Origin of the sequence: uncultured Sphingomonas sp. (assembly GCF_937871615.1) — a bacterium.
In the GTDB taxonomy this organism is placed as follows: Bacteria; Pseudomonadota; Alphaproteobacteria; order Sphingomonadales; family Sphingomonadaceae; genus Sphingomonas.
The window spans coordinates 1-21,268 of the sequence record NZ_CALMPA010000058.1 but is presented as its reverse complement, the minus strand read 5'-3'; the positions used below and the strand labels follow the sequence as shown (position 1 = coordinate 21,268).

Below are 21,268 nucleotides of genomic sequence, written 5' to 3'. Positions count from 1 at the left end.
ATCAGGATGCCCGCCGCCGATTGAACGAGAAGCCGATGAATATGGCCGCGACCATCGCAAGCTGAGTCAGGATCGACTGCCAGGTCGGGAAGATACCGAGCATCGACAGCCGCGGCGCGACCGCCAGCGGCGCGATGTCGATGATCCCCGCCTCCTGTAGGGCGGCGACGCCTTTTCCGGCGAGAACGACCGTCAGCGCCGCCATCAGCCACGAACTGTAGGAGAAGAATTGCGCGATCGGCAGTTGGCGGCTGTAGCGCAACATGGCCCAGGCGATCACAGCCAGCAGCAGCACCGCGGCACCTGCACCTGCGAGCAGCGCGCCACCATTCCCCTGCGCCCAAAGCGCCGCATAAAAGAGGATCGTCTCGAACACCTCGCGGTACACGACGACGAAGGCGAGCCCACACAGCAACCAGGCCGACCGACCCGACAGGGCATGCGCCATCTTGTCCCGGATGTAGCGCTGCCACTGATCTGCCTGCGCCTTGCCGTGCATCCAGATTCCGACCGATAGCAGGACCACAGCGGCAAAGAGCGAGCCGAACCCTTCGGTCAGCTCGCGGCTCGCGCCGCTGATCCCGATCGCATAGGTGGCGACGAACCAGGTGAGCAGCCCCGCCGCGAGAGCGCCGACCCAACCGCCATGGACATAAGGAAGAACTTCCGTCCGCTCCGCCTTGCGGAGAAAGGCGATCATCGCGACAATGATGAGCAGAGCTTCCAGCCCTTCACGCAGCAGGATCGTGAACGCTCCCAGGAACGTCGAGGCCTGGCTGGAGGCGCTTGGCGCCAGCGCCGCCTCGGCGTCATCGAACAGCCCGTTCAGGATGAGCACGCGATTCGCAAGATCATCCGCCGGAACACCCTGGTCGATTGCGGCGCGATACTCGCCCATCGCCCCTTCGATTCGGCTGAGCAAAGTCGCATCGCGGGCACCCAGCGTCGGCTCGACCGGTTCGAATCCATCAAGATAGGCAGAGAGCGCGATCTCCTTGGCGGCGCGGCGGTCTCCCTTGCGGAAGGCATCGAGGCTGGCCGCGAGCTTATGCCGAACCAGCGCCAGCGAAGTCGGCGCCTGCGCGACCACGGCTTCGGGATGGCGGCGCAGATAGGCCATGACCGCCAGAGCGCGCGGCTCGCCGATGCTCGATGCGAGCGCAGCGGGCGTGAGCGAAACCAGCGTCTTGAGATCGGGTATGCGCTGCCGAAGCGCGGGATCAGCCTTCCACAGTCGTTTGCCTTCGCGCGCCTCGGCGTCGGTCAGTGCGAAGCTCCCGGCGCGGAGCGCAAGCGCCCAGCGATCGTCGCTCGGAAGGTCCGCGAAGCTCTGCATCGCGGTCCCATCAATGCCCTGGCCAATGACCTGATACAGCGCGAAGATGCTGCGCTGGCGCGCGCGGACCTGATCGGTGAAGGCGATCGGCGGGGTGCTGACCTTGGCCGCATTCGGGCCATGCCCATCACCCGTCGCGCCATGGCAGGCGGCGCAGTTCGTCTGGAACAGCGCCTCGCCCCGCGCGAAGTTCGGCGGAGTGTTGGGAGCGAGTGGGACCGGATAGGCTTGGAGAAGGTCTGCGGCGAGGGCATGCGCCAGTTTCGCAACCTCTTCGGGCGGTCCCTTGCGCGCGATGACGGCCTGGAGCCGCGCTGCGCCGGACATCAGTTCCGCGCGCTGTGGTGTGGATGGCAAGGCATCAAGCTTCGCCGACACGGATGCCGCGAATTCCGTCATCTCGGCATATTCCGACGCGCTCTTGACCCGGCCTCCCTCGACCGCACCGCCATAGTCCACGGCCATATAATCGAGCAGTCGCCAGGCAGTTTGCACGTTGTTCGGATCAGCCGTCGGCGCAGCGCTCGCTCCGGCCGGCGCCAGCATCGACCACAGCAGAGCGATCAACAAGGCGATGAGTGGTCGGGCCATGGCGGCCGGGATTTCTCGGCAAGGACGGGTGTGCATGATTCCGCTCTACAACCTCCAGTGGCTGTAGAAGCAAGAAATTTGCGATTGGGTCGCAATAACAATTCTCAGGATCACCGGATGCCCGTCATGGATGGCGTGCCATCTATGCGGCCGGTCGAGCGATGGCCTGAATGACGCGGCAGTCAGCGATCCGCTGACGGTCGCAATTCCGGCTCATCACGGCCAGTTCGTCGCGAAGGGCGGTAAGCTGTTCCAATCGTTCCTCAACGACTGCAAGGTGGCGAGATGCGATCGCCATCGCTTCCCCGCAATCGCGCCCCGGTTCGCTGGCGAGTGCAATGAGCGAACGGATCTCCTCGATCGAGAAGCCCAGTCTGCGGCCGTTGCGAACAAAGTTGAGCCGTTCGACATCACGAAGCGCATAAGTGCGCCGGCCAGAGGCGGTCCGTACTGGCCGATCGAGCAACCCGATCTCCTCATAGAAGCGGATCGTCGTCACCTTGGTGGCGGTCGCGCGCGATAGCTCTCCGATCTTCATGCCGTTCCCGTCCCCAACTTCTCACGCATCGCTTAAGCCTTGCTTCTACAGTGACTAGAGATTGTAGGAAAGGCTGATGACCGAATCCGCCTCCTCATCCTGCGCCTGTCATGGCGACGAGAAACGCGCGCAGCACGACCCTGCCTATCGGCATGCGCTGATGATCGTCGTCGTCCTCAACCTCGCCTTCGGCCTGTGCGAACTGGTTGGGGGCTTCATTGCAGACAGTCAGGCCTTGAAAGCGGATTCGCTCGACTTCCTTGGCGATGGCTCGATCAGCCTGCTGGGCCTGATCGCGCTGACATGGTCCGCCAGCGGCCGCGCCCGGATCGCACTTACTCAAGGGCTTTTCCTAGGTGCATTAGGACTGGGTGTCATCTGTTTCGCGATCTGGCGGGCGCTGAATGCAGCGGTGCCCGAAGCGGAATTGATGGGCGGGATCGGTGTCGTGGCGCTGACCGTCAATGTCACAGCGGCCCTGGTGCTCGCCCGTTTCCGCGAAGGCGATGCCAATGTGCAGGCAATCTGGCTGTTCAGTCGCAACGATGCCATCGCGAACATTGCCGTCATCGTCGCGGCTGGGCTGGTCGCCTGGACAGGCAGCGCTTGGCCCGACCTCTTGGTCGCTGGCGTGATTGCTCTCCTCTTCCTCCATTCCTCTTTTGAAATTGTCCGCAACGCGCGATCTGAACTTCACATCTTTCGTTAGCTTACGGCTTGGCTCGGCCGGATCAGGCGCTGCCTTCGCCTCTGTCGGTCGGTCCCAAGGCTTCGACGATCCGGCAATCGGCGACCACGCCGCCTTCGCAGGAGCTGACAAGAGCGCTCAGCTCGCGTCGCAGGGCTTTCAAATCCGCGATCTTTCGGTCGACGTCCTGCAAATGCATAGTGGCGATCCGATCGACCGTTGCGCAGTCGCGGGTGCGATCGTCGGAGAGATCGAGCAATGCGCGCACCTGATCGATCCCGAAACCGAGCGCACGCGCGCGCCGGATGAACGAGAGCCGGGCCAGATGTGCTTCGCCGTAGCTGCGATAGTTGCCGCTGGTACGTCCCGGTGGCGGCAGCAGGCCCGCCTGCTCATAATAACGGATCGTTTCGATCTTGGTCGACGTCGCCTTGCCGAGTTCGCCGATACGCATCGCTTGACCCTCTAGTTACTTGAGGGTGCATAAGGCCAAGCGACTCGGAAGGCGAGGCCGAATGGCAGGTTGCGGATCATGCTGCGGAGAGACGACACGCGTCGAGAACGCGCGCTGGCGGCGCGCGCTCATGATCGCGCTCTGCGTCAATCTCACAATGTTCGCGATCGAGATCGTCGCCGGCGTCGCGGCGGACTCGGCGGCGCTCAAGGCCGATGCGCTGGATTTTCTCGGTGACAGTGCCAATTACGCGATCAGCCTGGGCGTTGCCGGCCTGGCTTTGGCCTGGCGCGCCCGAGCGGCGCTCGTGAAGGGCGCCACGATCTTTGCCTTCGGCCTCTGGGTGTTGGCTTCCGCGCTATGGTCGATCGGCCATGGCGGTCTGCCGCATGCGGACGCAATGGGAACGGTCGGTTTGCTTGCGCTGATCGCCAATGGCGCGGTCGCCCTCATGCTCTACCGCCACCGCAGCGGTGACGCGAACATGCGTTCGGTCTGGATCTGCTCGCGCAACGACGCGATCGGTAACGCGGCCGTGATGCTTGCGGCGCTCGGCGTGTTCGGCACCGGGTCTGCCTGGCCCGACCTTCTGGTCGCAGGCATCATGGCGTCTCTCGCTCTGTGGGGTGGAGCGCAAATCCTTCAACAGGCATGGCGTGAGCTGCATCGACCAATGCCGCTGGCGATACCGGCCGAATAGATGCTAAGAACAGGACCGATGCGTCGGCTGCTCTTCCTGTTTGCCTGCCTTGGCGTCGTCCTCTCGATCGGGGGCGGCTCGATAGCGCATGCGATGGAGCCGGTGATCTGCATCGAACCGGGCACGGTTGCCGCCGCGGCGCATAGCGTCGGCGATGGCGACGAGGTGCCTGCCGACGCTGACAAGGGGTATCCGCATCATCACGCCGGGTGCCATGGCCATCACGTCGCGGCTCCGGCGGAGCTTACCTCGACGGCTGACGGCATTACATCGCCGAGCCGTGTCGCGATTCAGCCGTCGGCTGCTCTGGTGGCCGCTGCCAACGATCCTGGCCTGAGGCCGCCACAGGCCTGACGATCCGTCCGTCCGCGATTCGTCGCGGACTCTTTCGGTTCGTCAGGAGTTTCCCATGTATCGTATTTTCGCGGCCCTGCTGGCCGTGTCGTCTTGCGCGTCGATCGCGCAGGCGCAAATGGCGGCATCGTCACCAAGTTCATCACCTCCCTATACGTTGGAGCGCGCCCTGATCTCGGCGGGTGCGACGTCCCCCAACCTCGAAGCTGCCGATGCTGGCGTGCGGGCGGCCAGCGCTGCACGCACAGTAGCGGGTCTGCGGCCGAATCCCGAAGTCCAGGTTCAGGTCGAAAATGTCGGCGGCTCCGGACTCTACCGAGGCACCCAAAGCGCGGAAACCACTACCGGCGTGGCGCTCCCGATCGAGCTGGGAGGCAAACGCTCTGCGCGCATCGCGGTGGCTGATTCGCGCGGCACCCGGGCACGCATCGAGGTCGCCATCACACAGGCTGACCTGCGCGAGCGTGTGACGCTGGCCTACATAGCAGCCGTGGCGGCTGAACGCCGCGTCGGTGTAGCGCGGATGTTGGCGGAATTCGCTGATCGGGGTTTCCGCGCGGCAAGCACGCGGGTGACGGCCGGTGCGGGCTCACCGATCGAGCAGCAGCGGGCCGATGTCGAGCGCGTCAATGCCAGTGTCGCGCTGGAGAGGGCAATCCGGGAGGCTGCCGTCGCACGCGAGAATCTCGCCCGTCTGATCGGCGAACCGATTGTCGGTGAACTCGACACGGAATGGTTCGATCGGGTCGGCACCTATGGGCCGACGATGCCCGCATCGGCACAGGGCACCCTCATCGTCGCTGCGGCCCAAGCGGATGTCGCGACCGCCGACGCCCAGGTTCGGCTCGCCCGCTCGCAACGCATCCCGGATGTGACGCTCAGCGCCGGAGCACGGCGCCTGTCGGCCACCAACGACATGGCGGCGGTGTTCGGGGTCAGCATCCCGTTCCCCCTGTTCAACAATGGGCAGGCTGCGGTGAGCCAGGCCGAGTCCGAGCGGCTTCAGGTGGATGCTAGACGACGGGTCACGCTCATCGATACGGAACAGGCTATCGCCAGCGTGCAGGCCGATCTTGCCAATGCCGCCGCAACCGCGCGCTCGGCTGGTGGTCCAGCGCTCGCTGCGGCCATGGAAGCGGCCCGGATCGCGAGAATCGGATATGCGCAGGGCAAGTTCGGTCAGCTCGATCTACTCCAGGCGGAACGAACGCTGGCCGACACCAATGCCGCGTTCATCGATGCGCTCATCGGCTATCACGAAGCGGGCGCCCGGCTCGCACGCCTGACCACCCCTGCACCGGCTCTTTCGGAGGCAGCGCAATGAGAGCGCGTGTCCCATCCGCGCCGGTGGCGATCAGCTTCCCGTTCTCACCCTTCAAAGCGCCGCTTGAGTCTTTCGCGAGCCGCTCAATCAATTTCGGAGATACACAATGATAACACAGGACAAACGCCTCCTCGGGGGCGTGGCAGGAGCGGTCCTGCTCGCCGCCGTCGGCGGTTTCAGCGTTGCGCGCTGCACCGCCGATCCAGCCCCAAGTAGCCAATCGGCAGAAAAGAAGGGTGAGCAGCGCGAAACGCCGCCAGATACCCTCGTCATGACCGCGCAGGCGATCCGCGATGCCGGCATCGCGACTGAAGCAGTGCGTGCCGGGGGCCTAGGGTCGGAGATCGTTGCGCAGGCGGTCGTCTCCCCATCCCCCACGGGCGAAGCACTTGTGACGGCCCGCGCGGGCGGTGCGGTCACGCGCGTCTTCAAGCGGCTCGGCGATCCCGTCCGGGCCGGTGAAGCGCTCGCCGTGGTCGAGAGCCGGGATGCCGCGCAGATCGCTGCCGATCGAACCGCGGCTGCAGCGCGGGCCGAGCTAGCGCGCAAGGCGCTCGCTCGCGAGCGTTACCTATACGACCAGAAGGTGTCGGCGCGCGTCGATCTTGAACAGGCGCAGGCAGAAGCAGCCGCGACGGCTGCCGAAGCGCACCGCGCGCAGGTTGCGGCGGGTGCGGCCAACGTCACCGGCGACGGTCGAGGCGTCATCGTGGCAAGCCCGATCGCAGGCCGCGTCACCGCAGCGTCGGTGAGCCTCGGCGCTTTTGTCCAGCCTGAAGCTGAACTATTCCGCGTCGCTGATCCGAGCAAGATCCAGGTCGAAGCCGCGATCAACCCTGGCGATATCACGCGTCTGGCCGCCGGCGATCGCGCGGTCGTCGAACTGAATGATGGACGCACCGTCGAGGGCCGGGTTCGCGCCGTCACGCCGACGCTGAGCGGTGAGACCCGTTCGGCCACGGCGCTTATCGAGGTGCCAGGCGGCATCCTCCAGCCCGGCCTCGGGGTCCGGGTCCGGCTGATGCCGAGCCAAGGTGCCGCGACCAACGCGATCGTGGTCCCCGAAGATGCCGTGCAGAGCGTCGATGGCCGCGATGCCGTCTTCGTCCGCACGCCCCAAGGTTTCCGTGCTCGTCGCGTGACACTGGGCCAGCGCAGCGCCGGTCGTGTCGAGATCGTCTCCGGACTCAAGTCCGGCGACACCATCGCCACCCGCAACGCATTCCTGCTCAAGGCCGAACTCGGCAAGGGCGCGGGCGAGGAGGAATAGACCATGATCGCAAGTCTCATGGCGCTGTCCGTCCGCGCGCGCTGGGCGGTTCTGTTTCTCTTCCTCGCAATCGCCGGGCTCGGTATCTGGCAGCTCACCAAGCTGCCGATCGACGCGGTTCCCGACATCACCAACAAGCAGGTCCAGATCAACACCGTCGATCGCGGCCTGTCCCCGGTCGAGATGGAAAAGCTCGTCACCTATCCGATCGAAACGGCACTGGCCGGTATTCCGGGCCTCGAGACCACGCGCTCGCTGTCACGTAACGGATTCAGTCAGGTCACGGCGATCTTCTCGGATTCGACCGATCTCTATTTCGCGCGGCAGCAGGTCGGCGAACGCCTGATCCAGGCGCAGGAGACCCTGCCACAAGGGGTCCAGCCCCAAATCGGTCCGGTAACCACCGGCCTCGGCGAGGTCGTCATGTATACGGTCGGCTTCGCCAATCCCGACGGCCGCGGAGCCAGCAAGACCGCCGGACAACCGGGCTGGCAGCCGGACGGCAGCTACCTGACGCCGGAGGGCGATCGGCTGACCGACGAGATCGCCAAGGCCGGCTATCTCCGCACCGTCCAGGACTGGATCATCCGGCCCCAGCTCAGGAGCGTGCCGGGCGTCGCCGGGGTCGACTCGATCGGCGGTTATGCCAAGACCTTCGTCGTCGAACCCGACCCCGTGAAGCTCACCAGCTACGGCATTTCCTACACCGAGCTGGGCGAAGCATTGGAGGCCGCGAACCTCGCGGTCGGCGCTAATTATTTCAACCGGGGTGGTGAAGCTTATCTGGTCCGCGCCGACGCGCGCATCCGCTCGGTCGATGAAATCCGCAACGCGGTGGCCGCAACGCGCGGCGGCGTGCCGATCACCGTCGGGCAGATCGCCAATGTCAAGATCGGCGGCGACCTGCGCACTGGCGCCGCCAGCATGAACGGCGAGGAATCCGTCGTCGGGACGGCGCTGATGCTGATCGGCGAGAACAGCCGGGTCGTGGCCCGTGCAGTCGGCGAGAAGCTCGACCAGATCAAGTCGACGCTACCGCCCGGCGTCGAGGTCAAGGTGGTGCTCGATCGGGCCAACCTCGTCAGCGCCACCGTCGCCACGGTCGAACGCAACCTCACCGAGGGCGCGATCCTCGTCGCTGCATCGCTGTTCCTCCTGCTTGGCAACTGGCGGGCTGCGCTGATCGCGGTGCTCGTCATTCCCTTCTCGTTCCTGATGATGGCGATGGGGATGAATGCGTTCCGCGTGCCGGGCAACCTCATGAGCCTCGGCGCGCTCGACTTCGGTTTGATCGTCGACGGCGCCGTCATCATCGTCGAGAACTGCCTGGCGCGTCTCGCCCATCGGCAGGAGCACGAAGGCCGCTTGCTGACCTTGCGCGAACGGCTCGAGGAGACGATGCGGGCCAGCCAGGAGATGATCCGGCCGACGGTATTCGGCCAAGCCATCATCCTGCTCGCCTTCGCGCCGTTGCTGATGTTCACCGGGGTTGAAGGCAAGACCTTCTCGCCGATGGCAATCACCATCATGCTCGCGCTGGTGGCGGCCTTCGTTTTGGCCATCACCCTCGTTCCGGCGCTGGTCGCCCTGCTCATCCGCGGCAAGGTTGCCGAGAAGGAAGTGTGGCTGATCCGCAAATCGAAGGAACGCTATCTGCCGCTCCTGGACAAGGCGATCGCGCGGCCCTGGCTGTTCATCGGCGGGGGCCTTGCCTTCTTCCTCGCCGCGATCCCCGCGTTCGGCCTGCTAGGCTCGGAGTTCATCCCCCAGCTCGATGAGAAGAATCTGGCGCTCGCCTCGACACGCGTACCGTCGGTCAGCCTCGAACAGTCACTCACGATGCAGCGCGGTGTCGAAAGAGCAGTCTCGAAGCTGCCCGAAGTCGCGCTGATGTTCTCGAAAACGGGCACCGCCGAAGTTGCGACTGACCCCATGCCGCCCAATGTCTCCGATGGTTTTGTCATCCTGAAACCTCAGGACCAATGGCCAAGCGGCGTCGATACGAAGGCGTCTGTCGTCGAGCGCGTCGAGAAGGCCGCCAATGGAAGGATGGGGCAACTCTATGAGGTGAGCCAACCCATCCAGCTTCGCTTCAACGAGCTGATCGCCGGCGTTCGTGGCGACGTGGCGATCAAGCTCTATGGCGACGATCTCGACAAGATGTCGCAATCGGCGAACGAGATCGTCCGCGTCCTCCAGTCGATCCCCGGCGCCTCGAGCGTAAAAGCCGACCAGACCGGCGGCGCGCCCACACTCGACGTCCGGTTCGATCGTGCCGCGATTGCGCGGTACGGACTCACGGTGCGGGAGGTGGCCGATACGGTGGCCGCCGCCATGGGTGGTCGCGAGTCGGGACTCTTGTTCGAGGGCGATCGCCGGTTCGACATTGCTGTGCGCGTCCCCGAAACCACGCGGGTCGACCTCGATTCCGTCCTCGCGTTGCCTGTTCTGCTGCCGCAGCAGGAAGGACAGACGCGCCGGTCGGTCCCCCTCTCACAGGTCGCGCAAATCCGCTTCACCGACGGGCTGAACCAGATCAGCCGCGAGAACGGCAAGCGGCGTGTCGTTATCCAGGCCAATCTACAAGGTCGGGATGCCGGTTCGTTCGTTGCGGAGGCCCAGGCCAAGGTCGCGCAGATCAAGCTGCCCACCGGCTATTATCTGGGGTGGGGCGGCCAGTTCCAGAACCTGCAGGCTGCTTCGCAGCGCCTGTCAATCGTCGTGCCGCTTTGCTTCGCGGCAATCTTCGGCCTGCTCTACCTGGCGCTTGGCGGGTTCGGACGTGCAGCAGCGGTGTTCCTGGCCGTACCGCTGGGGCTCGCGGGCGGCGTGTTCACGCTTGCCATGACCGGCATCGCCTTCTCGGTCTCGGCCGCTGTCGGCTTCATCTGCCTCGCCGGTGTCGCCGTGCTCAACGGCCTCGTGGTCATGACCGCGATCCGCGAGCGCCTCGAAGCCGGGATGCCGCTGGTCGACGCGATCAGGGAGGGCATGACCGAAAAGATGCGGGCCGTCGTGATGACAGGGTTCGTGCCGGCGATCGGTTTCGTGCCGATGGCGCTCGCGCACGGCACCGGCGCCGAGGTTCAGAAGCCGCTCGCGACGACCGTGATCGGCGGCCTAATCGCGGCGACTATCCTGACCCTGCTCGTGCTGCCCGCGATCGCGAAGGTGGTCCTCGGCATGAAGGTCAGTTGGAGAGGGCGAAAGACGGAACCGTTGCCCGGCGGTGAAACGGCCATGGAAGGAGAGGCCTGATGAGCAAGAAAACAACCAAGCTGCTGCGCATCTACACCGACGAAGCGGCCTTCATCGGAGATCGTAAGGTTTTCGAATATGTCGCTTCGCTGGCGCGTGATCGAAAGATGGCCGGCGTCACCGTGCTCGAAGCCTTGATCGGGTTCGGCAGCTCCGCGCACGTTCATCGCCGGCACGTGCTCGAAAGCGACCGCGCGGTAGTGATCGAGATCGTCGACTGGGAGGATTCCCTGCGGGCATTTGTCGCCATGCTGCAGGACGTGCCCGACATCGGCCTCATCACCCTCGAAGCCGTCGAGGTCATCGGCGGCAAGACGAGCCAGGCGCTCGCCGAGCCACGCCCGTGATGGGTAGACCGGTGCGCGGGCCAAGTCTTGTCCAGCACAAGATCGAGCCGCTCCGCCATTGCCCCATCGATTCCGCCTCGAACCGGGAGGGAGGCCGCGCGCGCGCGGCCTCCTGCCTGGCCGTGCCGCGGACTGACAGGACAGGCAGCCATGAAGGAAGAAACCACATTCGATTTCAATATGTCGGCGCTGAGAGTCTGGTCGCTGCTGACCGATCTCAACCGCTTTGCGCGCTGGCACCCGGTCTATCGCATCTCCGGGGAAGCCGAGCGGGGCGCAGAAGTGGATGTGACATGGCTGCTCTTCGGCGGCGATGGCAAGATGAAAACGCAGATGGTCATCAACAGGCTGGTCAAGCCTCGGATGATCGGATGGCGGATGGGTGTGCGCGGGCTCCTGACCTTCGACGAGCGCTACGAGATCGACCCGATCGCGAACGGGGTGAGCATCCGCCATGCCGTCGAATGCCGGGGCATCGTTGGCATGCTGGCCGGCCGATTGATGCGAAAGGGTCTTCTTCGCACCATGCGGCACCAGGACGCCGCGCTGCTTGCCCTGCTTCGTCGGCAATCCCGACTACCTCGCCAGTCGGCGCGGGAACGCCTGCGACCCGTCAGGGTGCAGGGCAAACGGGACCCAGCCAATGATTGAAGCAAGTCCCACCGGCGCCTTGGGCGCGACCAAGGCACGGAGAAGGTTTCTATGACCCAGAAGCTTCAGCTCGATATCCCGCTCATACTGCCGCAGATCGCCGACGCCACCGACGCCTGCGTCGATCGTTTGACAGCCGACCTCGCGGCGCGACCAGGTGTCGAACGGGTTCACGTCGTCCAGCCGGGCACGGATCGGCCCGCGATGCTGTGCATTCATTATGACCCCGACACGGTCTCGCTGACCCGCATCCGGGAAAGCGCGCACGCTGCAGGCGCGGCGCTTACCGAGCGCTTCGGCCATCTTCTCTGGCAAGTCGATGGCATCACGCATCAACGCCGGGCGCGCACCGTCGCCGACCGGCTGCGTAGATTGTCCGGGGTCATGGAAGCGGAAGCCTCGTCGATCGGAACCGTCCGCATCGAATATGATCGTGAACGCATCACCGAAGATCGCATCCGCGAGGAACTTGCGCATCTGGGTGTCCGCCGAAAGGGGGCCGCGCTCAAGGCCGGCGATCATGCCGGCCATGGTCACGCGGATCATGACCATGCGCCGGGCGAGCATCGCCATGGCGCGGGCGATGGCCACGACCATGCGCATGGCGGTTTTCTCGGACCCAATACGGAGTTGATCTTCGCGCTTTCCTGCGGCGTGTCGCTGGGAGTCGGGTTCGCGATCGACAAGCTGGTCCCCGGCATTCCGCCGTGGCTGCCGACGGCACTTTACGTGACCGCTTATTTCTTTGGTGGCTTCTTCACGCTGCGCGAAGCGATCGACAATCTGAAGCTGCGCAAGTTCGAGATTGACACGCTGATGCTCGTCGCGGCCGCCGGCGCCGCCGCCCTCGGCGCCTTCGCCGAGGGCGCGTTGCTGCTGTTTCTGTTCAGCCTGGGCCATGCGCTCGAACATTATGCGATGGGCCGCGCCAAGCGGGCGATCGAGGCGCTGGCCGAGTTGGCCCCCAAGACGGCGACCGTGCGCCGGCCGGATGGCGGTACAGGCGAGGTTCCGGTCGAAGACCTCAAGCTCGGCGAGATCGTCATCATCAAGCCCGACGAGCGCGTCCCCGCCGACGGCTTCATCGTCAAGGGTACGACGGCGATCAACCAGGCCCCGGTAACGGGAGAAAGCATGCCGGTCGACAAGCGGGCGGTCCAGGACGACGAGGCGGCGCGCGTCAATCCCGACCGGCTCGACGGAGCCTATCGGGTGTTTGCCGGCACCATCAACGGCAGTGGCCTGATCGAGATCGAAGTGACCCGGCTCTCGACCGAAAGCACGCTCGCCAAGGTGGTCAAGCTGGTCAGCGAAGCCGAGACGCAAAAGTCGCCGACACAGCGCTTCACCGATCGGTTCGAGCGATTCTTCGTGCCTGCGGTGGTGGCGCTCGCCTTCGTGTTGCTGTTCGCTTGGGTCGTGATCGACGAGCCGTTCCGCGACAGCTTCTATCGCGCGATGGCGGTATTGGTCGCAGCGAGTCCCTGCGCGCTCGCCATCGCCACCCCCAGCGCCGTCCTCTCCGGAGTGGCGCGCGCTGCGCGCGGCGGCGTCCTCGTCAAGGGTGGCGCGCCGCTCGAATTGCTTGGATCGCTGAACGCGATCGCCTTCGATAAGACCGGCACGCTTACCATCGGGGAACCGCGCATCCAGCAGGTCATCCCGGCTGCCGGCGTGGCGAAGCAAGAGCTGATGGCGATCGCCGTCGCGGTCGAGAGCCTGAGCGACCATCCCCTGGCGCAGGCGATCGCGCGCGACGGCCGCGATCATGTCGGCGACCATGCTATACCGCAGGCCGAAAGCCTGAAGAGCCTGACGGGTCGCGGCGTCTCGGCGCTTGTCGGTGAGGACGAAATTCTCATCGGCAAGGCCGAGATGTTCGGCGCCGATGGCATCGCTCCTCTGTCGCAGGAGATGAAGGACGCGATCGAAACTCTGAGGGCGGCGGGGCAGACCAGCATGATCGTCCGGCGGGGTCTGCAGGATCTCGGCGCCATTGGCCTCATGGACACAGCGCGTGAGGCGGCGCGAGAAACGCTGATGCGGCTTCGCAAAATCGGCATCGAACGGATGATCATGATTTCCGGTGACCATCAGCGGGTCGCCGAGGCCGTAGCCGCCCAGGTCGGCATCGATGAAGCCTGGGGCGACCTCATGCCCGAGGACAAGGTCGAGGCGATCAAGAAGCTTCGCGCCGAAACCAGGGTGGCGATGGTCGGCGACGGGGTGAATGACGCGCCCGCCATGGCCAGCGCGACAGTCGGCATCGCCATGGGTGCGGCCGGCTCCGACGTCGCGCTCGAGACGGCGGATGTCGCACTGATGGCCGACGACCTCTCCCATCTCCCGTTCGCGGTGGATCTCAGCCGCCACACGCGATCGGTCATCCGCCAGAATGTGTTCGTGAGCCTTGGCGTGGTTGCCTTGCTCGTTCCGGCAACGATCTTGGGGCTTGGTATCGGCCTGGCCGTTGCAATGCATGAGGGTTCGACCCTGCTCGTCGTGTTCAACGCATTGCGGTTGCTTGGCTATCGGGACAAGGGGGAGACCCGCGCATGACCGCGTTCGCCTATACGATCATTCCCGTTCTTGCGGTGCTGATCGGCGCGATGGTTGCCGTCTGGCGGCGGCCGGGGCCGAAGCTCACCAGCGCGATCCAGCACCTCGCCGCCGGCGTCGTCTTCGCCGCGGCCGCCACCGAGATTCTCCCGGACGTGATGCACGGCCGCGCGCCCTTGGCGACGCTGGCGGGCGGCGCGGCCGGCGTCGCGGTCATGCTGGGCCTCAAGTCGCTCGAAGAGCGCGTCCGCGGCCCGCTCGCGCTGATCGGCGCCATCGGCACGGATCTGCTGATCGACGGCCTGGTGCTGGGGCTTGCATTCATCGCTGGTGCGAAAGCGGGGCTGCTGCTGACTATCGCCCTGACGCTCGAAGTCCTGTTTCTCGGCGTCACCGTGACCGAAGAACTGGGCGAGACCGTCACATCCAAGCTGCGCATCGTTGCTATCACGACCGCGCTCGCGTTCCTCATGCCATTGGGAGCACTGATCGCATTGCCCGTCGCCGGATTTCCGCCGGCGATCGTCGCTGGCTTTTTGAGCTTCGGGCTGATCGCGCTCCTCTATCTCGTGACCGAAGAACTTCTCGTCGAGGCGCATGAGAAACCGGACAGCCCGCTCATCAGCGCAATGTTCTTCGTCGGTTTCCTCGCGCTGCTGCTGCTCGAAGAACTGATCTGACCTGTTCGACGATGACGCGCGATGCTGTGCGGAGCAGGCCGCCAAAGATCGATAGCCGCGTGGCCGCCACAGGGTGGGCGGAGTTGCCGTTTGTCTACCGGGGGCGATCAGCGCGAAATCGTCGCTGCTGGAGTTACATGAGTGCCTACTATGTGCGTTGAAACAAACCTGATCGGTGATGTCCCATTGCGTCAAGCCGAGTCAGATGAGATTTTCCATCATCTGACCAGACGCTGGGTTCTTCAGATCCTCATGGCTCTGAATAGCAGGCAAATGCGCTTCACCTGCCTTCGGCGGGCGATACCGAAGGTGAGCGCCAATGTTCTAACTGCTCGTCTAAGAGAGCTCGAGACGGCACGTCTGATAACGCGGACCAATCTTCCTCCGCCGACTGTCTACCAAGTTTACGAACTCGGGCCACTCGCCCAAGATCTGCGACCTGCGCTCGATCATCTTGAACACTGGAAATTGCATCTATCTGAATTCAATCGGAGCACTCCGCTTGACGACGAACAGTAGTGCTGCTCGGGAGTTGGCTCCGGCCAATGTTCAGCAACAGGGGGTAGGGTCCATCACGGTCGCGCCAGGAGCACTTTTGAAATATCGCGGTAGCTGATCGGATGGACATGGTCCTTCGAGCGAAAGCGCATCAGATCCAGCGTTTCGTCACCGAACCTGACCGCCACCGAATTGACGAGATATGCGCGCTCCCTTGAATAGGGGAGGAGCCAGATGACCCTCCGGGTGGTGATACTCTGGCGCAGCCTGCTGAGCTTTGCCGCCAATGCCGCACTGATTTCATCGTTCGAGCCAATTGCGAATATGCTGGCTCCATAGATTTTGCGAGGTTTCCGCCAGGCGAGTATCTGGTCGGTTGTCGCGCGTTCCACCGCTGTCACATCGCATTGTCGTGCGTAGCGGGCGTTGATCTCTTTCGCGATGCCGACGCCAATGCTGTCGCCCAGGATGAGGCATTCGAACATGGAGCTATCCTCCGCGAGGCATAAGCTATTCGCGTTTGAGTGAGCAGCGCAACCAGACGGCATTCATTCTATCCGTCTCTCGGGGCCGCTAAAGGTAATAGTCTAACCGCTAATGGCGGCGCTGACATGCGCCTCGAGCTCGGAGACATCCGCGTTGCCCAGGATGTATGATGCGTCAGGCGCCGCGAAGAAGAGTTTAACCTGGTCATCGTCCGAGGCCGGTCGAGGCGTGTCCGCGGTCTCGCGATGGGTGTTCCACCTGCTGTCGACGAAGCGCAGAAGTTCAGACCAGGCTCGAACGTCGTCTTCGTGTATCGTAATATGGTCTTTGCCACGATGCAGGATGACAAGGACTGAAACGCGCATACTAACTCACCACTGAAAGCTCATCGACCGGCTCTGCGGCCGCCAGCGCTATCGGGCCGGCCTATCTTAGTAGGGAGCCGCATAAGCCAGTTCCCCGACAATCGCGTCCATTATGGTGTTATGTTGCGGCGCAGAGCGGTTCGTTGGGATGGCGTTAACCCTAAGGGCACTATTTTGATGGAGCATGCAAGCAGTGGCACTCAGGAAGCGATCTTCGTTTGGAGGTCTTGCCTAGGCTTGCGGAATAAGGACCGGTGAAGCTGGTGGCACATCTTTCGGCCTTGGAAATTCAGAACTGGATAGCGATTTACGCCGCGGCGGGCCTGTGCTGCGCGTTTGCAGTGGTTCTCTCGATTGCGGCCGTCTTTGTCGAGCTGTACCGCGAGGAAGCATGGGGGCATTTCAAGAGTTGCCGTAGCGCGATCCTCTTTGTCCCCAGGACCTGGTGGCGGTGGCAGAAGCTTTACCTGCTTTCGACCCCTGTCACCCTCGCAATCGTCTGTTCGTTTGCAGCGACCCTCTCGTGGGGCTGAAGATGCTCCAGACGTAATTCACGCACAATTCAATGCTTCGGAAAGAAGCCGGCCGACCCTCCCATCGGCGATGTCCCGGGGCGTAATGAGAAGCACGGGGGCGACCTGCGCCAGGTTTCGGTGTCCTGCCGCTTTCTGAGCAAGATAGTCTGAGCTCGCCGAGCCCATCGCTTCGACGATCAGTTTTCGAATCTCCCCGGTCGATCGGGAGCGCGCTTCTATCAGGAAATCCGGCCGACACGGACCGAGAGGCGTCAGCCTGTCGAAGACTGGCTTCTCGAACGCTATGTCGACGCCGCAGCGTGCGAATTCATGTCTGGAGCCAAGAATCGTCCGCAGTACGTGCCGCTCAAAATCGCGTTCGACCGGCATGAAGCGAGTGCCCGAAAAAATCGGTTGCGCATAGGCTCGCAGCGGCGCGTATCCCTGTGCTTCGGGATATTCGCCCATCACTACGATCACAAGATACGGTCCCTTGACCGGGTTTGCTCTTACCGATGGCGACTGGACGCGATTTGCGACCAATATGGGCTCTGACCCCGCCGGGAAGATCGTGGAGCCTTTGAACTCTTTGGCAAAGACCGTAAGAAAGCCTTGTGGGGCATGACCGCTGGGCCAACGGCGCGAGAGCTCCCGAATGCCCGCATAGGCGCGCCGGCTGTGCAGCGCGTCCCCGTGGGTCCAAAGTACGCGACCGAGCTCGATGCCCGGGGCGACCTCGATCCCAGCGGACGCGCTGGCGAGCGCTTTGAACTCTGCTGCGATGGTCCGGTCGGGTGGCTCCTCATGATAGGGGACGGCTATATTGAGGCCCGAGTTGCTCAGCAGGCGCCAGAGCAGGCGAGCCAGGCGTGGTACGGATGCGCTTCGCGTGCGATCGTCGCTTGCGTCACCGTCGGGGCGTTGAGCCAGCTTTTCCGGTGCCGGACGCAAAACTTCGAAATAACCGATGGGCGGGTCTGCAGGCGTCTGAGCGCTGCGGGTCTCGGTGCGGCGGTTCGTGACCTGATCCCGGAAGAACGGACAATCCACGTGATGCTCGGGCCGCTTCGTGCTGGTGAGCCGGCGCAGATAATAGGTTTCGGCTTCAGACAGAAACGCGGGGGTCAGAATCGGAGGCGGGCGATCCGTTCCAAGGCAGTCGCAGGCGATCCACTTCGCGCCAATGCGCGCTTGCTGCACTAGGGTGATGCCAGCGTCCTCGTCGGGACGGGAGCCCTCGCCGGAGTACCACCGCATCATGGCCGCCCGAAGCGGGAGGGGAAGGGGGATGCGGGCGGTGGCGAGCCCGTCGCTATGGCGATCGATCAACCACATGAACGAACCTGTCTGAGCTGATTTTCAGCGATGCTTCCTGAGGTTCGCGGGATTGACAACAATATTCGCCCTGACCTCCACTGTCGCTGATGTCGGGTGGGAGGTTCCATATGAGATCGATATTGTTGCCGTGCGTAGCCCTGTCCGTTGGGCTTTGTGCTACGGAGTCGAGCGCCGGCCAGCGAACCAAGACCCCGCGGACGGTTCAGGTTATCGTGATGGGGGCAGGGTCAGCAGCGGGCACGCTATCAGGTGAGCAGCCTCCCGTCGCGACCGCCCTCGAGGGTGAGGACAATGGTGGAACACCGGCCCCGAAACCGATCCCTGCCGGGTTTCGGACCCATGACTTGAGTCGACGCTGGGTTGCCTTTGAGATGGCGAACAGCTTCGCCGCTACCGGCCAGGCTGACAGTGGCGACGCCGATCCATTCGCTCATGTCGGAGTGGCGCCTGTTGACCCTGTTTCCGTGAACACGGCCGTTTCCTTGCCGCCACCCATCGCCATCCCGGGTTGGATGCGAGAAGGGGTGCCGTTTTCGAGCGTGCCAACGAGCTTCGCGCCCGGCTGTTCTCCAGGCGGCTATCGGCCCACGGGCTTTCTGGATGCGCGCGCCGAATCCAGACGATTCGGCTATTATGGAATGATGAGCAGCATCGCGTGCGAGTACGGGATTCCTGTTGGGCTATTCGATGCAATGATCATTCGGGAGAGCGCGTACGATGCCGGAATTTACTCCGCAAAGAACGCGTTCGGCCTTACGCAGCTGATGCCCGGCACGGCTGCCGGGCTCGGTGTAGATCGCTATGACGTCGAGCAGAATTTACGAGGTGGCGCCCGCTATCTGCGCCAGCAGCTCGATCGGTTCGGACAAGTCCATCTGGCGCTCGCGGCCTATAATGCTGGGCCTGGACGCATTAGGGATGGGATGCTGCCACGGATCGTGGAAACACAGGCTTATGTCGCAAATGTCTTGCTAAACTGGCGACGCTTGGCCGGGCTTTCGCCGCGCGTAACAGTGCAAGGAACGACGGTGGTGCCTGCAACGCGGCCGCCGCTGATCGGCAGCGCGGTAACAGTTACTTCATATTAGATCAGGAGCGGCTCGAATAGGTTTGTGGTCAATGTCGAAAACCATAATAGCAGACTCAGGGTCGATATCTGAGCGAGATGAGTTCTTCGCGCCATGACGGCGCCGACCTCTCTAACCAGCTTCTCAATCACGGCCTGTCTCAGCGGACCGGCCCACTCTTTGCGGACTTCGGTGCCGTCCAATCCTTCGATTTCATCGAGCGCAGCCACGAGCATCGACGGCAGCCCTTTGAACAGTTCGGTTAGCATTGCGATCGAGGTCTGGAATCGTTCGTCGAGGAACAGCTTCGGATCGCGGTATGTCTCTACGGCAATCATGGCCTGAACGACGTTGATGTCGAGAGCCCCTAGAATCTGCTGAAACTCGCCCAGAAACATCGCCGCCCGTTTGCCGGGATCGCTGTGGAGCAGGAGCCCCAAGCGGGTTTTGCTGATGCCGGTCTTGAGTGCGAGTTTGCGTTGTCCGATGTTTCGCTCGGACATGGCTTCGAGGATCAGCGGAACGAAATCCCGCTGCTCGACGCTGACTGGACTGCAGTCAGCGTCTGACGCCTCGAACTGGGCAAGGGATGACAAGTCACAGCCCCCTTTTGCACGCAACGCTGAAAACGAAACACAGAGGCGGCAACTTGGCAAGCCACAGTATCTTTGTGCATTTGCAGCAAAACTGGGGTGTAACTATCTGAGCGGAACTATGTTATCTGCGGGCGCATCTTCGCCGGACGCTGCTATTCCTGGACTGTCATGCGCGCACTCGAGACCAATCCGTTGAAGAACACGCGCCGCTTTTTGGCCCACGACATAATGAAACAGCATAACCGAAAGCGTATCGCCCAGGGTGATATCGGACCCTAAGCGATCGGCAATAAGCTGTTTCACTGCATCGAGGCTATCGGCACTCGATTTGGTAATTGTCAGATCGATGCGGATATCGCCGGTTGTCGGGATCGCCGAAAGATGTTCGCGTATCGTCTCGGGCGGGTGGTCTTCCAGCACGCACGTCATGCCCACCCTATCCGACAGCAGGTCTTCGAGCGTCTGGTAGCGCTTCGTTTCGTTCGCGCGCAGACGCAGGCTCTCCGTCGTCAGATGGAAAAGATGCTCCGAGATGTCGAGCGCCAGGATGCATTGATCTCCTGCCATCGCACATGCTCCAGGCAATGCGTTATCCGCGTAGCCGACGGTCCATATCGTAAACTCTATCAAGTCTGGCTGACGGCTTTCTTGCGACTCCGGTTAGCGAATCTAACCTGCATAATCGTTAATCGCAATTATCGGGGCGTGTGCCGAATCGAAAAGTACAGTGCCCCGGGAAAAAGGGCAGCCTGCCCCAATATTCAGGGCGGCCCGCCCCGCGATCTGGGGCAGGCCGCCCCGGCTTCCGGGGCACGACCCGATCAGAGTCAAATTATGTTCGACTCGATCATGGCGCCGTCGAGAACTGCATTGCGACCCGTCACTTGACGAGACCACCCTTCGATTGGGCGCGGATCAGTCGCGTTCCGTTTGAAGGGAAACTCTCATGCAGTCTGTCATCAAGTACAGCGGCCGTGCGGAGCTGGCGATCTTCGCTCTGGTCGCTCTCGCGTTCGCGCTCCTCCTCTTCGCCGGCCCAGCCTTCGCCGGTGCTGATACGACGTTCGACACCGCCCTGACGAAGTTCACCGACTTCCTCGAAGGCTCGGGCGGCAAGATCATCACTGTCCTCTCGCTCGCCGGCGGCATCGTCGCGCTCGCCTCGGGCCGGTTCTCAATGGGCCAGATCGCGATCCCCGTGGGTGTCGGCGTCGGTGCCGGCACGGGCATCCCGATCGTCACCTCCACCGTCACGGCAACAATCTGAACAGTCCAAGGGTCGGCCAGAATAGCAGATCCGGTCGGCCTGCGGGGAGGGTGGTGATATGGCCGCGGACAAGTACGTCATTCCGTCTCATCTGGACGATCCTGAGCTAATCGGGCTGTGGACCCTAGATGAGTTCCTGGCGATGGTTCTCCCATTCGTCTGGGGCATCCTGTCTCAGCATATCCTCATTGGCATGTTGCTTGCGGGCGCGGGCTGGTGGGGGCTGAAGAAGGCTAAGGCAGGACGGGCGATCTCCTGGCTGCTGCACATGGCCTACTGGCATCTTCCGGCCGGCTTTACCGGCATGAAGGCCACACCGCCCTCCTATCTTGGCCCAGTCGGCCCGAATCTGCGATTTTGGCCAGGTTGAAGAACGAACACTGAAC

At 63.3% G+C, this 21,268-nt stretch carries 22 protein-coding genes; 15 read left to right on the top strand and 7 right to left on the bottom strand.

All coding sequences use genetic code 11. The features are described from left to right. Window position 1 precedes the first annotated feature (1 nt). Both Q0316_RS16250 and Q0316_RS16245 read right to left on the bottom strand, forming a co-directional pair. Entirely contained in the window at window positions 2-1,882 is a 1,881-nt protein-coding gene (locus tag Q0316_RS16250; protein ID WP_298674356.1) for a cytochrome c/FTR1 family iron permease, read from the bottom strand. Between the two features lie 187 nt (window positions 1,883-2,069). Next, a complete protein-coding gene (locus Q0316_RS16245; protein WP_298674345.1) occupies window positions 2,070-2,465 on the bottom strand; it encodes a helix-turn-helix domain-containing protein in 396 nt (131 codons plus the stop codon). 76 nt (window positions 2,466-2,541) lie between these two features. Between Q0316_RS16245 and Q0316_RS16240 the strand changes: the two genes are divergently transcribed. Then, window positions 2,542-3,174, top strand: a complete 633-nt coding sequence (locus tag Q0316_RS16240) for a cation transporter (RefSeq protein ID WP_298674344.1) — start codon at window positions 2,542-2,544, stop codon at window positions 3,172-3,174. Between the two features lie 22 nt (window positions 3,175-3,196). Here Q0316_RS16240 and Q0316_RS16235 read toward each other — a convergent pair whose 3' ends face one another. Next, on the bottom strand, window positions 3,197-3,607 hold the full coding sequence (locus Q0316_RS16235; protein WP_298674343.1) for a helix-turn-helix domain-containing protein: 411 nt from the start codon (window positions 3,605-3,607) through the stop codon (window positions 3,197-3,199). 61 nt (window positions 3,608-3,668) lie between these two features. Here Q0316_RS16235 and Q0316_RS16230 point away from each other — a divergent pair, with 61 nt between their 5' ends. From Q0316_RS16230 to Q0316_RS19760, 10 genes are all read left to right on the top strand, one after another. Then, on the top strand, window positions 3,669-4,307 hold the full coding sequence (locus Q0316_RS16230) for a cation transporter (protein ID WP_298674342.1): 639 nt from the start codon (window positions 3,669-3,671) through the stop codon (window positions 4,305-4,307). 18 nt (window positions 4,308-4,325) lie between these two features. Beyond that, complete coding sequence (locus tag Q0316_RS16225; protein WP_298674341.1) at window positions 4,326-4,661, top strand: hypothetical protein; 336 nt, start codon at window positions 4,326-4,328, stop codon at window positions 4,659-4,661. Window positions 4,662-4,716: 55 nt separating this feature from the next. Then, window positions 4,717-5,985, top strand: coding sequence for a TolC family protein (locus Q0316_RS16220; RefSeq protein WP_298674340.1), 1,269 nt, complete (start codon window positions 4,717-4,719; stop codon window positions 5,983-5,985). A 106-nt stretch (window positions 5,986-6,091) separates the two neighbouring features. Next, a complete protein-coding gene (locus tag Q0316_RS16215; protein ID WP_298674339.1) occupies window positions 6,092-7,255 on the top strand; it encodes an efflux RND transporter periplasmic adaptor subunit in 1,164 nt (387 codons plus the stop codon). A 3-nt stretch (window positions 7,256-7,258) separates the two neighbouring features. After that, entirely contained in the window at window positions 7,259-10,513 is a 3,255-nt protein-coding gene (locus Q0316_RS16210; RefSeq protein ID WP_298674338.1) for a CusA/CzcA family heavy metal efflux RND transporter, read from the top strand. Next, window positions 10,513-10,860, top strand: a complete 348-nt coding sequence (locus Q0316_RS16205) for a DUF190 domain-containing protein (RefSeq protein ID WP_298674337.1) — start codon at window positions 10,513-10,515, stop codon at window positions 10,858-10,860. The genes Q0316_RS16210 and Q0316_RS16205 overlap by 1 nt, the downstream gene beginning before the upstream one ends. A gap of 150 nt (window positions 10,861-11,010) precedes the next feature. Then, a complete protein-coding gene (locus Q0316_RS16200; RefSeq protein ID WP_298674336.1) occupies window positions 11,011-11,511 on the top strand; it encodes an SRPBCC family protein in 501 nt (166 codons plus the stop codon). Between the two features lie 51 nt (window positions 11,512-11,562). Further along, the gene (locus tag Q0316_RS16195) at window positions 11,563-14,070 is read left to right on the top strand and encodes a heavy metal translocating P-type ATPase (RefSeq protein WP_298674335.1); all 2,508 of its coding nucleotides are present in this window, start codon (window positions 11,563-11,565) and stop codon (window positions 14,068-14,070) included. Next, window positions 14,067-14,750 (top strand): transporter, encoded by a 684-nt coding sequence (locus tag Q0316_RS16190; RefSeq protein WP_298674334.1) that lies wholly within the window; start codon window positions 14,067-14,069, stop codon window positions 14,748-14,750. The genes Q0316_RS16195 and Q0316_RS16190 overlap by 4 nt, the downstream gene beginning before the upstream one ends. A gap of 150 nt (window positions 14,751-14,900) precedes the next feature. Beyond that, the gene (locus tag Q0316_RS19760; protein ID WP_367179703.1) at window positions 14,901-15,269 is read left to right on the top strand and encodes a winged helix-turn-helix transcriptional regulator; all 369 of its coding nucleotides are present in this window, start codon (window positions 14,901-14,903) and stop codon (window positions 15,267-15,269) included. A gap of 53 nt (window positions 15,270-15,322) precedes the next feature. Here the strand turns inward: Q0316_RS19760 and Q0316_RS16185 are convergent, their stop codons facing one another. Next, entirely contained in the window at window positions 15,323-15,733 is a 411-nt protein-coding gene (locus Q0316_RS16185) for a hypothetical protein (protein WP_298674333.1), read from the bottom strand. Between the two features lie 629 nt (window positions 15,734-16,362). On the opposite strand from Q0316_RS16185, the gene Q0316_RS16180 reads away from it, so the two are divergent. Then, window positions 16,363-16,632 (top strand): hypothetical protein, encoded by a 270-nt coding sequence (locus tag Q0316_RS16180; protein WP_298674355.1) that lies wholly within the window; start codon window positions 16,363-16,365, stop codon window positions 16,630-16,632. A gap of 18 nt (window positions 16,633-16,650) precedes the next feature. On the opposite strand, the gene Q0316_RS16175 is transcribed toward Q0316_RS16180, so the two are convergent. Continuing rightward, the gene (locus tag Q0316_RS16175) at window positions 16,651-17,949 is read right to left on the bottom strand and encodes a hypothetical protein (RefSeq protein ID WP_298674332.1); all 1,299 of its coding nucleotides are present in this window, start codon (window positions 17,947-17,949) and stop codon (window positions 16,651-16,653) included. Window positions 17,950-18,323: 374 nt separating this feature from the next. Between Q0316_RS16175 and Q0316_RS16170 the strand changes: the two genes are divergently transcribed. Continuing rightward, the gene (locus tag Q0316_RS16170) at window positions 18,324-19,040 is read left to right on the top strand and encodes a lytic transglycosylase domain-containing protein (RefSeq protein ID WP_298674331.1); all 717 of its coding nucleotides are present in this window, start codon (window positions 18,324-18,326) and stop codon (window positions 19,038-19,040) included. Here the strand turns inward: Q0316_RS16170 and Q0316_RS16165 are convergent. Together Q0316_RS16165 and Q0316_RS16160 are read right to left on the bottom strand one after the other, a co-directional pair. Beyond that, window positions 19,037-19,615: an XRE family transcriptional regulator gene (locus tag Q0316_RS16165; protein ID WP_298674330.1), complete on the bottom strand. Its 579-nt coding sequence runs from the start codon at window positions 19,613-19,615 to the stop codon at window positions 19,037-19,039. The two genes, Q0316_RS16170 and Q0316_RS16165, sit on opposite strands and share 4 nt — an antisense overlap. 102 nt (window positions 19,616-19,717) lie before the next feature. After that, window positions 19,718-20,182, bottom strand: a complete 465-nt coding sequence (locus Q0316_RS16160) for a hypothetical protein (protein WP_298674329.1) — start codon at window positions 20,180-20,182, stop codon at window positions 19,718-19,720. A 379-nt stretch (window positions 20,183-20,561) separates the two neighbouring features. Here Q0316_RS16160 and Q0316_RS16155 point away from each other — a divergent pair, with 379 nt between their 5' ends. Both Q0316_RS16155 and traL read left to right on the top strand, forming a co-directional pair. Then, a complete protein-coding gene (locus Q0316_RS16155) occupies window positions 20,562-20,882 on the top strand; it encodes a TrbC/VirB2 family protein (protein ID WP_298674328.1) in 321 nt (106 codons plus the stop codon). Window positions 20,883-20,940: 58 nt separating this feature from the next. Then, window positions 20,941-21,252 carry a type IV conjugative transfer system protein TraL gene (traL, locus tag Q0316_RS16150; RefSeq protein WP_298674327.1) on the top strand — a complete coding sequence of 104 codons (312 nt, stop codon included), beginning with the start codon at window positions 20,941-20,943 and terminating at the stop codon, window positions 21,250-21,252. Window positions 21,253-21,268: the final 16 nt, after the last annotated feature.

Excerpts from the sequence above, each read along its gene's own strand:
- Q0316_RS16250 (WP_298674356.1), bottom strand. The coding sequence starts at position 1,882 with ATGCTGGCGCCGGCCGGAGCGAGCGCTGCGCCGACGGCTGATCCGAAC.
- Q0316_RS16245 (WP_298674345.1), bottom strand. The coding sequence starts at position 2,465 with ATGAAGATCGGAGAGCTATCGCGCGCGACCGCCACCAAGGTGACGACG.
- Q0316_RS16240 (WP_298674344.1), top strand. The coding sequence starts at position 2,542 with ATGACCGAATCCGCCTCCTCATCCTGCGCCTGTCATGGCGACGAGAAA.
- Q0316_RS16235 (WP_298674343.1), bottom strand. The coding sequence starts at position 3,607 with ATGCGTATCGGCGAACTCGGCAAGGCGACGTCGACCAAGATCGAAACG.
- Q0316_RS16230 (WP_298674342.1), top strand. The coding sequence starts at position 3,669 with ATGGCAGGTTGCGGATCATGCTGCGGAGAGACGACACGCGTCGAGAAC.
- Q0316_RS16225 (WP_298674341.1), top strand. The coding sequence starts at position 4,326 with ATGCGTCGGCTGCTCTTCCTGTTTGCCTGCCTTGGCGTCGTCCTCTCG.
- Q0316_RS16220 (WP_298674340.1), top strand. The coding sequence starts at position 4,717 with ATGTATCGTATTTTCGCGGCCCTGCTGGCCGTGTCGTCTTGCGCGTCG.
- Q0316_RS16215 (WP_298674339.1), top strand. The coding sequence starts at position 6,092 with ATGATAACACAGGACAAACGCCTCCTCGGGGGCGTGGCAGGAGCGGTC.
- Q0316_RS16210 (WP_298674338.1), top strand. The coding sequence starts at position 7,259 with ATGATCGCAAGTCTCATGGCGCTGTCCGTCCGCGCGCGCTGGGCGGTT.
- Q0316_RS16205 (WP_298674337.1), top strand. The coding sequence starts at position 10,513 with ATGAGCAAGAAAACAACCAAGCTGCTGCGCATCTACACCGACGAAGCG.
- Q0316_RS16200 (WP_298674336.1), top strand. The coding sequence starts at position 11,011 with ATGAAGGAAGAAACCACATTCGATTTCAATATGTCGGCGCTGAGAGTC.
- Q0316_RS16195 (WP_298674335.1), top strand. The coding sequence starts at position 11,563 with ATGACCCAGAAGCTTCAGCTCGATATCCCGCTCATACTGCCGCAGATC.
- Q0316_RS16190 (WP_298674334.1), top strand. The coding sequence starts at position 14,067 with ATGACCGCGTTCGCCTATACGATCATTCCCGTTCTTGCGGTGCTGATC.
- Q0316_RS19760 (WP_367179703.1), top strand. The coding sequence starts at position 14,901 with ATGTGCGTTGAAACAAACCTGATCGGTGATGTCCCATTGCGTCAAGCC.
- Q0316_RS16185 (WP_298674333.1), bottom strand. The coding sequence starts at position 15,733 with ATGTTCGAATGCCTCATCCTGGGCGACAGCATTGGCGTCGGCATCGCG.
- Q0316_RS16175 (WP_298674332.1), bottom strand. The coding sequence starts at position 17,949 with ATGTGGTTGATCGATCGCCATAGCGACGGGCTCGCCACCGCCCGCATC.
- Q0316_RS16170 (WP_298674331.1), top strand. The coding sequence starts at position 18,324 with ATGGCGAACAGCTTCGCCGCTACCGGCCAGGCTGACAGTGGCGACGCC.
- Q0316_RS16160 (WP_298674329.1), bottom strand. The coding sequence starts at position 20,182 with ATGGCAGGAGATCAATGCATCCTGGCGCTCGACATCTCGGAGCATCTT.
- Q0316_RS16155 (WP_298674328.1), top strand. The coding sequence starts at position 20,562 with ATGCAGTCTGTCATCAAGTACAGCGGCCGTGCGGAGCTGGCGATCTTC.
- traL (WP_298674327.1), top strand. The coding sequence starts at position 20,941 with ATGGCCGCGGACAAGTACGTCATTCCGTCTCATCTGGACGATCCTGAG.